The 11,956-nt window shown below is 68.8% G+C and carries 10 protein-coding genes; 6 read left to right on the plus strand and 4 right to left on the minus strand.

What is annotated here, in order from left to right:
* The first annotated feature begins 23 nt into the window (after positions 1-23).
* Positions 24-968 (plus strand): hypothetical protein, encoded by a 945-nt coding sequence (locus MARPU_RS03085; RefSeq protein WP_005224872.1) that lies wholly within the window; start codon positions 24-26, stop codon positions 966-968.
* Between the two features lie 168 nt (positions 969-1,136).
* A complete protein-coding gene (locus MARPU_RS03090; protein WP_223806118.1) occupies positions 1,137-1,436 on the plus strand; it encodes a hypothetical protein in 300 nt (99 codons plus the stop codon).
* 42 nt (positions 1,437-1,478) lie between these two features.
* Here the strand turns inward: MARPU_RS03090 and MARPU_RS03095 are convergent, their stop codons facing one another.
* Together MARPU_RS03095 and MARPU_RS03100 are read right to left on the minus strand one after the other, a co-directional pair.
* Positions 1,479-3,674: a sodium-translocating pyrophosphatase gene (locus tag MARPU_RS03095; RefSeq protein ID WP_005224870.1), complete on the minus strand. Its 2,196-nt coding sequence runs from the start codon at positions 3,672-3,674 to the stop codon at positions 1,479-1,481.
* A 28-nt stretch (positions 3,675-3,702) separates the two neighbouring features.
* Positions 3,703-4,488, minus strand: coding sequence for a hypothetical protein (locus MARPU_RS03100; RefSeq protein WP_025275083.1), 786 nt, complete (start codon positions 4,486-4,488; stop codon positions 3,703-3,705).
* A 297-nt stretch (positions 4,489-4,785) separates the two neighbouring features.
* On the opposite strand from MARPU_RS03100, the gene MARPU_RS03105 reads away from it, so the two are divergent.
* On the plus strand, positions 4,786-5,349 hold the full coding sequence (locus MARPU_RS03105) for a hypothetical protein (RefSeq protein WP_005224868.1): 564 nt from the start codon (positions 4,786-4,788) through the stop codon (positions 5,347-5,349).
* Between the two features lie 21 nt (positions 5,350-5,370).
* Here the strand turns inward: MARPU_RS03105 and MARPU_RS03110 are convergent, their stop codons facing one another.
* The gene (locus tag MARPU_RS03110) at positions 5,371-6,906 is read right to left on the minus strand and encodes an AmpG family muropeptide MFS transporter (protein WP_005224867.1); all 1,536 of its coding nucleotides are present in this window, start codon (positions 6,904-6,906) and stop codon (positions 5,371-5,373) included.
* Between the two features lie 172 nt (positions 6,907-7,078).
* Here MARPU_RS03110 and MARPU_RS03115 point away from each other — a divergent pair, with 172 nt between their 5' ends.
* Positions 7,079-7,627, plus strand: coding sequence for a hypothetical protein (locus tag MARPU_RS03115; protein WP_005224866.1), 549 nt, complete (start codon positions 7,079-7,081; stop codon positions 7,625-7,627).
* A gap of 496 nt (positions 7,628-8,123) precedes the next feature.
* On the opposite strand, the gene MARPU_RS03120 is transcribed toward MARPU_RS03115, so the two are convergent.
* Complete coding sequence (locus MARPU_RS03120; protein WP_005224865.1) at positions 8,124-10,385, minus strand: NADP-dependent malic enzyme; 2,262 nt, start codon at positions 10,383-10,385, stop codon at positions 8,124-8,126.
* 426 nt (positions 10,386-10,811) lie between these two features.
* Between MARPU_RS03120 and rlmH the strand changes: the two genes are divergently transcribed.
* On the plus strand, positions 10,812-11,285 hold the full coding sequence (gene rlmH / locus MARPU_RS03125; RefSeq protein ID WP_005224864.1) for a 23S rRNA (pseudouridine(1915)-N(3))-methyltransferase RlmH: 474 nt from the start codon (positions 10,812-10,814) through the stop codon (positions 11,283-11,285).
* A complete protein-coding gene (locus tag MARPU_RS03130; protein ID WP_232229490.1) occupies positions 11,257-11,901 on the plus strand; it encodes a Maf family protein in 645 nt (214 codons plus the stop codon). Before rlmH ends, MARPU_RS03130 begins: the two co-directional genes overlap by 29 nt.
* Positions 11,902-11,956 lie beyond the last annotated feature (55 nt).

Genomic DNA, 11,956 nt, shown 5'->3' on the forward strand with positions numbered 1-11,956 from the left:
GTCACCGAATCGAGTCCAGTCCGATGACGATGATCGCCAGCACCACCGTCCACCCGCCTGTCGCCGAACTCGAACTCGCCGTCGCACGGCACTGTCAGGACTGTCCGCCCGAGGGCGGGATCGGGTCCCTGGTCACGACACTCCAACGGCTGTTCCCGGCCTGGCCGCTGCGCCACGTCCTCACCCGCGGCGGCTGGTATCGGCTCGGCGGCGTGGTCGATCTCGACGGTGAGCGGGTGGCCGAACAGATCCGCCCCTGGGCCGAGGCGGCGCTCGCCGCCGCCGGCGGTGATCTGGAGCAGATGCTCGACGAGCTGCCGCAGGGGCGTCTGTTCGCCACCCGGATCGAGGGCTGCACCCATTACCTGACCGTCGCCACCGGGCACAGCCCCGATGCCGCCATCCAGATCGAGGTCGAGGAGCTTCAGGAGGTGCTCGAGCGCCCGCTGACCGATCCCGACTGGTTCCCGGAGGGGCTCGGCGAGTTCATCGACCCGGTCGATGTCCCCAGGGTCGAGCCCGAGCCGGTGGGGGCGCCGCGACTGGTGTTCCGACGGTTGCTGCGTCTCGACACCCTGGAGGAGCACGACACCGGGTTGCGTCGCTTCTTCGCCGACTGGGCGCGCAGCTCCGCCGGTGAACAGGCGCAGCTCTGTCACCATTGGATTGTCGCGGTGCGCGATGGCGGAGGACGCGGCAGCGCCCGACCGGTGGCGGCCTGCGCCGCCGCCCCGCCGCTGACCGTCGGCGAGGGCATGCGCGGTACGGCGCTGGCCAACCAGCTCCACGCCTTCGACCGTCGCCTGGGCTATCCCTTCGCCTGGTACTTCCACATGCTGACCAGCCCGCGGGTGTCGCACCAGCTGGTCGAGGCGGTGCATGCCGATCTGATGGGCGCCTACGACTATCTGCCGGCGCGCGACCTGCAAGTGCTGCGTGACTGGTATCGAGATCCGTATGGTGTCTGACCCGCAGGTTTGCGATCGACTGCGGCCCCGAGGTTTTGAGGCGGTGCTAGAATCGGGCCACGGAGGCATGCCGGTTTGCGCATGCCGACCCGACAGGCAGTCCTGCCTTCATTACCGCACCGCGCCTGCGCGGGCGGTCAACCAGGGGAGTTGGTTATGAAATGCGCCATGCTTCTGACCGGAAACGGCCCGATCGTGATCCTGACCTCTTACGACTCGATCGAGAATCCGAAGCTGCTCGAGCGGCTCAACAACAAGGGGATCCCCAAGTTTCTCGCCTATGAGATCCCGCTGGAGTTGGCCGAACAGCGTTATGGCGGCCACTTCCGCAAGGTCACCAACGGTTTTACCGAGACCGACGACCTGCGGGTGCTCGATCACAACGGTCATCGCGCCTTCAACCTGTTCAGCTGGGACGAGCTGGGCGAGCCGCTGGCCCACGAGGCTCCGCTCTCGACCCACATCTAGACCGACCCCGCCCGGCCCCCCTCGGGCCGGGCGTCCCGCCGCTCACAACAGGCTGTGGCTGGTGCTCACCCCTGCCATCACGATGGCCACCACGCTCATCAGCTTGACCAGGATGTTGAGGCTCGGCCCCGAGGTGTCCTTGAAGGGATCGCCGACGGTATCGCCGATCACCGAGGCGCGATGGGCGCGTGAGTTCTTGCCGCCGTGGTGACCGGCCTCGATGTGCTTCTTGGCGTTGTCCCAGGCGCCGCCCGAGTTCGACAGGAACACCGCCAGCACGAAGCCGCTCGACAGCCCACCGACCAGCAGCCCGATCACCCCCGCCACCCCCAGCAGCAGACTCACCGCCACCGGCGCGCTCACCGCGATCAGCGCCGGCACCAGCATCTCGCGCTGGGCGCCGAGCGTCGAGATCGCCACGCAGCGTTCGTAGTCCGGCTCCGAGGTGCCGGCGAGGATGCCGGGGTCGGCGCGGAACTGACGGCGCACCTCCTCGACCATCAGTCCGGCAGCGCGGCCCACCGCCTGCACCGTCAGCCCGCTGAAGACGAAGGCGACCATCGCCCCGAGCAGCACCGCCACCAGCACCGCGGGGTTGAGCAGGGTGACGTCGAAATAGGTCATGAAGTCGGCGAGGGTCGCCCCGGCGGTGGCGACCACCACCTCGTGACCGAGTTCGAGGGTGGCGACCCCGGTGCGGATCAGCTCGATGCGCACCACCTCGACATAGGAGGCGATCAGCGCCAGCGCGGTGAGCGCCGCCGAGCCGATGGCGAAGCCCTTGCCGGTGGCGGCAGTGGTGTTGCCGAGGGCGTCGAGGGCGTCGGTGCGGGCGCGGACCTCGGGGCCGAGACCGCTCATCTCGGCGTTGCCGCCGGCGTTGTCGGCGATCGGGCCGTAGGCATCGCTCGCCAGGGTGATGCCGAGTGTCGAGAGCATCCCCACCGCGGCGATCGCCACGCCGTAGAGCCCCTGGTTGAGCGCCCCAGGGTCGAAGCCCGAGGCGCAGAGGAAGGCGACCAGGGTGCCGGCGCCGACGGCGAGGATGGGTACCGCCGTCGACAGCATCCCCACCCCGATGCCGGCGATGATCGCCGTCGCTGGTCCGCCTTCGGCCTGCTGGGCGATGTGCAGCGTCGGCGCATAGCTCGGTGAGGTGTAGTACTCGGTGGCGCGACCGACGACGATGCCGGTGAGCAGTCCGCTGACCACCGCGCCCCAGATCCCCCAGGGGTTGGCGACGCCGAGCGCCCACAACAGCAGCGCGCTGGCGACGACGATCAGCGCCGCGGCGGCGTTGACCCCGCGCGAGAGCGCGCCGAGCAGGGCGCGCTGGTCGGCGCCCTCGCGGGTGCGCACCAGGAAGACGCCGAGGATCGACAACAGCACGCCGAGCCCGGCGATGGCAATCGGCGCCACCACCGCCTTGATCTGGTGCGTCGGGTCGCCGACATAGGCCGCGGCGCCGAGGGCGCAGGCGGCGAGGATCGAACCGCAGTAGGACTCGAACAGGTCGGCGCCCATGCCGGCGACGTCACCGACGTTGTCGCCGACGTTGTCGGCGATCACCGCCGGGTTGCGCGGATCGTCTTCGGGGATGCCGCTCTCGACCTTGCCGACCAGATCGGCGCCGACATCGGCGGCCTTGGTGAAGATGCCGCCGCCGACCCGGGCGAACAGCGCCTGCATCGAGGCGCCCATGCCGAAGGTCAGCACCGTGGTGGTGACCAGCACCATGCGCACCCCGGCGTCCTCGCCGGCCGGTAGCAGCCAGTCGGCGAGGGCGAACCAGACGACGATGTTGCCGAGTCCGAGCCCGACCACCACCAGCCCCATCACCGCGCCGCTGCGAAAGGCGATACGCAGCGCCTGGGGCAGCGAGGTCCGTGCCGCGGCGGCGGTGCGGGTGGCCGCGCGGGTGGCCGTCTGCATGCCGATGTAGCCGGCCAGCGCCGAGAACAGCCCGCCGCAGACGAAGGTCGCCGGCAGCCAGGTGCTCTGCAGTCCGAACCCGTAGGAGAGCAGCGCGAACAGCGCGGTGAGCAGCGCGAACACCAGCAGCATCAGCCGGTACTGCTGGCGCAGATAGGCCATGGCGCCGTGGCGGACATGGTCGCCGATCTCGCGCATGCGCGCGCTGCCCTGGTCCTCGGCGAGCATCTCGCGGAAGAAACGCGTCGCGACCACCAGTGCGGTGAGCGCGGCGACGGGGGCGATCCAGAAGGCGATCTCGTTCATCGGGTGTCTCCCTGACGGGTGTTGCGGATCATTCGAGCGGACCGAGCTGGGCCGAGCGCCACCAGTCGCGGTACTGGTCCTCGAGCTGCTCGTGATCGGGGAAGGGGTAATAGGCAAAGTCCTGCTGATCGCCGACATAGAAACCGTTGTGCACCATGCGATAGAGCACCCCGGCCTTGACCTGGCGCAGCACCAGCTTGCTCGACTTGGTGGTGGCGTCGCTGTTGAGTTCGACCAGGACGTCGCGCAGATGGGCGAGGTTGGGATAGGGCAGGTCGTCGGCCGCGCCGTGCTCGGGATCGGTGGCCAGCGCCCCGAGACGCAGCTCGGAGAACACCACCCGGGGGACGTGCACCGGGTTGTCCGGGTCGGTGATGAAGTCGCAGAAGTCGTGCGGTTCGAGCCGGCTGGCGACCAGCGGGGTGACCGGGCTGAACTCCTGGTAGAGGTGCGAGCGTGGCTCGGGGTGGGGCTGGTAGGGTGCGCGCTCCAGGGTCAGGGTCTTGCCGTCGTTGGTGACCAGATGGAGGTTGCCGAGGGCGGCGACCGGGATGCGTTCGAGCACCCGATAGATGGCGAGATAGACCGAGCGCTTGAGCGCGCCCTCGGGGGTGCGCACGCAACGCGCCTCGATCAGCTCGAAGGGCAGGTCGGCGTCACGGAACCCGGGGTCGACCTCGAAGAAGATCGACTCGCCCTGGACATGGACCTTGGCGCCGATCGAGTAATAGCTGCCGAACGCCTCGGGGTCGAGCATCGAGGCGATCAGCGCCTGCGGGATCAGGGACAGGTAGAGGTGCTGAGGATCGGACATGCGGAGCCTCGCCTTGGCGGTGGTGTCGGTCGGTAATGCCGGCACATCACTGTCACTATAGATCAGCGCGATGACGACCTCGGAGTGGGCCTCGTTCTTGCTAACCCTCGACTGCGACCCCGTCGTGGGGTCGAACCCGTGCTTCCGTCGGGTGGGTATTTCCTTGATCGGCAAGCGGTTGTGTCACCAGAACGCAGATTGGCTCAGAACCTCTTGGTGGCAAAACCGACATCACTGTGAGATTCCCACCCCGACGGACGCACCCTGATTCCCTGTCCTTTGTGGAGATCCTGATCAATGTTGCTCGATAGCTATCAACAACAGGAACGGTTCTGGCTCAAGACCCTGTTCGGCGCACCGAGCCGCGAGGGCCTGCAGGTCTTTCGCGGCGAGTTCGTGGTGCTCGAGGGTGAACTCAAGGCCTCGACCGGCAAGCGCACCCCACCCAAGGCGGTGCTCAAGCAGGCGGTGATGGTCGGCGACGAGAGCCAGCTGCAGATGGTGGTGGGCAACTTCGCGAGCATCGACGAGCTGCCCGAGTTCGTCGCGCGCTTCCATTCGGCACTGGCCCCGGAGTGTCGTCCGGTGCTCTTCATCGACAACCTCGCCGAGAGCGCCGAGGTCGAGATCCAGGGCCATTCCTATGTGCTGATCCAGCACAGCGACGGGGTGGTGTGGAGCGCGCTCACCGAGTGCTGCTATCTCGACAAGCAGGACCTCAAGGGGCTCTCCGGCGAGGACAAGGTGATCCGGGTGTTCGAGGCCCTGGCCGACTACCGGCCGGAGCTGCCGAGCCGCGACCTGGAGACCATGCTCGCGACCAAGACCGAGGCCAAGCGCACCACCTGGGGCGCGGTCTGATCCCCGGGCGGGGCGGGCGGCTCAGGGCGCGTCGCGCAACAGCCGTCCGGCCCGCCACACCAGGGCCACCACCGGGATACCGATGAGGGTGGTGAAGACGAAGAAGCCGGGATAGCCGAGGCCGTCGACCAGCGAACCGGAGTAGCCGCCGAGGACCTTGGGCAGCAGCGTCATCAAGGAGCTGAAGATAGCGTACTGCACCGCAGTGAAGGAGATGCTGGTGAGGCTCGAGAGAAAGGCGACGAAGGCCGCGCTGGCCAGCCCGGCGGCGAGGTTGTCGGCGCTGACCGCGAGATAGAGCAGCAGCGGCTCGTTGCCGGCATGGGCCAGCAGTACGAACACCAGATTGGTGAGGGCCGAGAGCAGGGCGCCGAGCAGCAGGATGCGCATCACCCCGAAGCGGGTGGCGAGGATGCCGCCGAGCAGTCCGCCGAGGATGCTCACCAGCACCCCGAAGGTCTTCACCGCCGCGGCGATCTGCGGCTTGGTGAAGCCGATGTCCTGATAGAAGACGTTGGCGATCACCCCGAGGACGATGTCCGAGATCCGGTAGAGCCCGATCAGCGCGAGCAGCAGCAGCGCGGTGCGCAGCCCGTAGCGCGAGAAGAAGTCGGCCACCGGCTCGATCCAGGTCTCGCGCGCCAGCCGCCGCTCGAGCAGGCCGAGGCGCACCAGCGCCCAGCCGAGCGTCGCCGCCACGGCGATGGCCGCAGCGAGATGGGTCACCTCCAGCGCGAAGCGCAGCAGCGCATCGCCGGCGGGCGCGGCGAACAGCGGCGCGCCGAGGAAAAAGGCGCCGACGAAGCTCGCCGCCACCACCACGAACACCATCACCAGATGCAGATAGTCACGCCCCGGATAGGGGCGCGCGAGCCGTTGTCCGGTCTCGGGCTCGCGCATCAGCAGGGTGGTGATGAGCCCGACGCCGAGGGTGGCGGCCATCACCAGGTAGGTGTCGCGCCAAGCGCTATAGCTATAGGCCTCGGCCGTCGAGCCGAACCAGGCGGCGAGATAGAGCGCGCCGGCCCCGGAGACCACCATGCCGACACGGTAGCCGGCGATATAGGTCGAGGACATCAGCGCCTGCAGTCGGGGCGGGGCCGACTCGATACGCAGGGCGTCGATGACGATGTCCTGGGTGGCTGCGGTCAGCCCGAGCAGGGTGGCGGCCAGTGCCATGCGCGCGAGCGCCGACTCGCCACCGGCGGGGTCGGTGAGGGCCATCAGCATGATCGCTCCGGCGACCCCGAGTTGGGCGAGCAGCAGCCAGCCGCGGCGGCGTCCGAGCGCCTGGGTGAGCAGGGGGAGCGGCAGGCGGTCGACCAGCGGTGCCCAGACGAACTTGAACGAATAACCGAGCGCGGCCCAACTGAAGAAGGTCACCGCGCTGCGCTCGATCCCGGCCTCGCGCAGCCACAGCGACAGCGAGGAGAAGATCAGCAGCAGCGGCAACCCGGCCGAGAAGCCGAGGAAGAGCATCGCGATCACGCGACGCTCGAACAGGGCGAGCAGGGTCTGTCGCCAGTCGGTGGCGGTCTGGCCGTCGGCTTGGGGCATCCGGGATCCGGTCGGGTTGGGGCGGTGGCGTGCGGTTACGCTAGCGGGATCAATGGGTCTGGCGCAAGCCCACGTCGTGTCGGCAGGCCTGGCTCCGACCTACTACCCTTGGGGCAGCAGTCGCGTCCGGCGCTGTGGCCGGGCGCCATTCGTGCTGACAGGAGGTGGCATCGTGTCGAGTCCCGCTGCAGGCAGTCTGCGTCGTCTGTTACTGGCCGAGTGGCCCTATGTGGTGCTCTATGTCGCGGTCATCATCGGGGTTGGGCTGACCAATCTGGCCCCGGGGACCGCGTTGCTCTACTGGCAGGTGCTGATCCCGCTGTTCGGGGCGCTTGCGCTCTGGGTCGGCTGGGACGGTTTCGAGTCCGACTCGGGTGCGCGTACCGCCTTCGTGGTGCGTACCCTGGCGCACTGGGCGGCGCTGTTCGTACTGGTGCGACTGCTCTATCTGCCGCAGCTCCAGGCGGTGTTCGACAACGCGGTGATGGGGCTGATGATGGTGCTGTTGCTCGGCTTCTCGGCGCTGCTCGCCGGGATCTATGGGCATCTGCGCATGGCCGGGGTCGGGGGCGTGCTGATGCTGAGCGCGGTGGCGATCGCCTTTCTCGACGATGCCGCGGTGGCGGTCGCCGTGCTCGCCGTGGTGGTGGCCATCGTGGTGACCCTGGTCTGGCAACGCCATCGGCTCGAAGTCGGTACGGGTGAGATGGAGCACGCATAAAAAGGCCATCGGATCCGCCGCCACGGATCACGATGGCCAACCTTGGGGAGACGCGAGGAGGAGTGCCGCGTTCCCCGGGGATGCTCAGTTCCTTTCGCTGCGCGGTCAGGGACGTCGGGGCCCGGGGGGAGTGAGCGCGCCGACGTTTGATCCTGTCCGGCCGACCCTGGGATCGTGACGCCGGGAACTGTCCGGCTTCGCAATCCGTCCCGTGTCTACCGGTCTGTGCGACCTCACGAGCCGGTGCGGCCGGCTTCTCTTTGTTTCGGGCGTATGGCGCCGATCTGTGCGTCCTTCGGGGCCTTGCCTCGATCTCAATAAATGCATGAGGCATGCCACGCTTTTCGCTAGAGACGTGGTTTTTTCTTGTGCTTTGAATTTTATGCGGTTTTATGGGGTGCGGGAATCCGCGGGGGGATGCCGCGACAGTGTCGCGGCGAACAGGCGGGACTGACAGAAGCTGTCAGCTGACAGCTTCTGTCGGCAGCGTGGCGGGTCAGCCGGCCTGCACGGCGGCCAGCGCGGTCATGTTGAGCAGCCCGCGCACCGTGGTGCTGGGGGTGGCGATGTGGGCGACGTGCGCCGAGCCGAGCAGGATCGGACCGAGCGAGGCGCCCTCGTCGCGCATCCGCAGCAGGTTGAAGGCGATGTTGGCGGCGTCCTGGTTGGGCATGATCAGCAGGTTGGCCGCACCGGTCAGGCGCGAGTTGGGGAAGCGTGCCAGTCGGCCCTCGGGGTCGAGGGCGAGGTTGGCGTGCATCTCGCCCTCGACCTCGAGTTCGGGGGCCTGCTCGCGCAGCAGTTGCAGCGCGTTGTGCATCTTCTGCGCCGAGGGCGAGTTGTGGCTGCCGAAGTTCGAGTGCGACAGCAGCGCGACCTTGGGGGTGAGGCCGAAGCGCTCGACCTCGGCCGCGCACAGCCGGGTGATCTCGGCGAGCTGCTCGGCGTCGGGGTCGGCCTGGACATAGGTGTCGGCGATGAACAGCGGCCCCTTCTCCAGCACCACGGCGTTCATCGCGGTGAGGTGGGTGACGCCCGCGGCGGTGCCGATGACCTCCTCGACATGACGCAGGTGACGAGCATAGCGCCCGACCACGCCGCAGATCATGGCGTCGGCGTCACCGCAGCGGACCATGGCCGCGGCCAGCACCGTGGGGTCGTTGCGGATGTACTCACGGGTCTCGTCGGGGGCATAGCCACGTCGCTGCACCCGGTCGTAGACCGCCTGCCAGTGGTTCTCGAAGTTCGGGTTCTCGCAGGGCACCACCACCTCGAAGTCCTGCTCGGGACGCATGCTCAGGCCGAGGGCTTCGATGCGCGCGCCGATCACCTCGGGACGACCGATCAGCAGCGGTCGGGCGATGCCCTCGGCTACCGCCTGCTGCGCGGCCTGCAGCACCCGATCCTCCTCGCCCTCGGCGAAGACCACCCGCTTGGGGGCGATGCGCGCCTGATCGAACACCGGCTTCATGGCGATGCCGGTGCGGTGCGAGCGCGCATGCAGGTCGCGGCGATAGGCCTCGAGATCGACGATCGGCCGGGTGGCCACGCCGCTCTCCATCGCCGCGCGCGCCACCGCCGGGGCGAGGTGCTCCATCAGTCGCGGATCGAACGGCTTGGGGATCAGGTACTCGGGACCGAAGCTGAGCTGGTGGCCGCCGTAGGCCGCGCGCACGATGTCCGAGGGTTCGGCCATCGCCAGGTCGGCGATGGCGCGCACGCAGGCGGCCTTCATCGCCTCGTTGATCTCGCTGGCGCCGCAGTCGAGCGCGCCGCGGAAGATGAAGGGGAAGCAGAGGACGTTGTTGACCTGGTTGGGGTAGTCCGAGCGGCCGGTGGCGATGATCGCGTCCGGGCGCGCCTCGCGGGCCAGATCGGGCATGATCTCGGGGACCGGGTTGGCCAGCGCCATGATGATCGGCGACTCGGCCATCTTGCCCAGCCACTCCGGTTTGAGCACGCCGGCGGCCGAGAGCCCGAGGAAGATGTCGGCGCCCTCGATCGCCTCGGCCAGGGTGCGCTGTTCGGTGACCTTGGCATAGCGACCCTTGTAGGGGTCCATCTCCTCGGTGCGACCCTCGCGGACGACGCCGGCGATGTCGGTGAGGGTGATGTTCTCCTTGGGCAGGCCGAGGGTCACCAGCAGGTCGACACAGGCCAGTGCCGCGGCGCCGGCGCCGGCGGTGACCAGGCGCACCTTGCTGATGTCCTTGCCGATCACCCGCAGGCCGTTGAGGATGGCCGCGCAGACCACGATCGCGGTGCCGTGCTGGTCGTCGTGGAACACCGGGATGCCCATGCGCTCCTTGAGCGCCTTCTCGATGATGAAGCAGTCCGGGGCCTTGATGTCCTCGAGGTTGATGCCGCCGAAGGTCGGCTCGAGGCGGGCGACGGTCTCGATGAAGGCCTCGGGGTCGCGCTCATCGACCTCGATGTCGAACACGTCGATGTCAGCGAACTGCTTGAACAGCACCGCCTTGCCTTCCATCACCGGCTTGGAGGCCAGACCGCCGATGGCGCCGAGTCCGAGCACCGCGGTGCCGTTGCTGATCACCGCCACCAGATTGCCGCGCGCGGTGACCTCGGAGGCGGCCAGCTCGTCCTTGGTGATCTCGCGACAGGCCGCGGCCACGCCGGGCGAGTAGGCCAGTGCCAGGTCGCGCTGGTTGGCCAGCGGCTTGGTGGCCTTGATCTCCAGCTTGCCGGGCTTGGGGTAACGGTGGTACTCGAGTGCGCTCTGGTCGAATTCTTCCGACATCGGGGTCTCCGAATGGTGGTTTGCGGTCGCGCCGCAGTCTCTCTCGTGGCGGGGTCGATCCCCGCTGCTCATGGCGTGACACAGCGAGTGCGTGCGCTCGGCGCGTCGCAGGCCGGTATCGTGGTGGGCTCGGGGACGGGGGACGCGGCGCCGGACGTCATGGATCGGGGAGGCGCGCATCGGTCGCGGTGCAGCGGGCGTCTCGCCCGTGCGTACGCCCGATCACGCTCGCTGCGACACACCAGTATACCTGTTGGAGGGGGTGGGCAGCGAGTCGGCATCAGTGCGGTTGGCGGTCGAGGGGGGCAGGCGGCTATCATCATCGGTTGCGATGCGGTGCACGGCCCCGGGGTGGGGTCGCTGACGCCTCTGGAGAATGGACGAGATCCGAGGAAAGACGATGGGCGCGAGACGGGTAGGGAGCGGATGCGGATTCAGCTGATCAGCGTGGGGCGCCGCATGCCCGGTTGGGTCGAGCAGGGCTATGCCGAGTACGCCAGGCGCCTGCCCCCGGAGTGTGCCCTGCAGCTCCAGGAGGTCGAGCCGGCGCGCCGGGTCAAGAACGGCAGCGTGGCGCGCTACAAGGCCGAGGAGGCCGAGCGTATCCTCAAGGCGGTGCCCAAGGGCGCGGCGGTGATCGCGCTCGACGGTGGTGGTCAGCCCTGGAGCACCGAGCGTCTCGCCCAGGCGCTCGAGGGCTGGCTCGCCGACGGTCGCGATCGCGCCCTGCTGGTTGGAGGCCCGGACGGACTCGATCAGCGCTGTCTGGCCCGCGCCGAGCAGTCCTGGTCGCTCTCGCGCCTCACCTTCCCGCATCCTCTGGTCCGGGTGATCCTGGCCGAGCAGCTCTATCGCGCCTGGTCGCTGATGCATGGCCACCCCTACCACCGTGGCGACTGAGATGGACGCCGCCGCACCGCGCCTCCATCTCGCCTCGCGCTCGCCCCGACGCGCCGAACTGCTCGAGCAGATCGGCGTGCGCTTCACGCGCCTTGATGCCGAGGTCGACGAGACCGTCCGTCCCGGCGAGGCCCCCGGCGACTATGTGCGCCGAGTCACCGGCGACAAGGGGCGAGCCGGCTGGGCGCGGGTCGCCGCGCGCGCCGATGCCCTGGTGCTCGCCGCCGACACCGCAGTGGTGGTCGACGCTTGCATCCTCGGCAAGCCGCGCGATCGCGCCGACGCGCTGGAGATGATGGAACGGCTCTCCGGTCGCGAACATCGGGTGCTCACCGCAGTGGCCCTGGTCGGCGCCGCCGGCGAGTCGCTGCGTCTCAGCGAGACCCGGGTGCGCTTTCGCCGGGTCGCGCCCGCTGAGGCCGCGCGCTACTGGGCGACCGGTGAGCCCCGTGACAAGGCCGGCGGCTATGCCATCCAGGGGCTCGGCGCGGTGTTCGTCGCCGCGATCGCGGGCAGCTACTCGGGGGTGATGGGGCTGCCGCTGTTCGAGACTGCGACGCTGCTGGCCGAGGCCGGGATTCCGGTGCTCGGCGCGCCGCCACCCGATCGGGACTGATCCGTCCACAGCTTCACGCGGTGAACCGCTCGCGCCGCCGGTCGCGGCGCGAGCG

Origin of the sequence: Marichromatium purpuratum 984 (assembly GCF_000224005.2) — a bacterium.
Taxonomy (GTDB): domain Bacteria; phylum Pseudomonadota; class Gammaproteobacteria; order Chromatiales; family Chromatiaceae; genus Marichromatium; species Marichromatium purpuratum.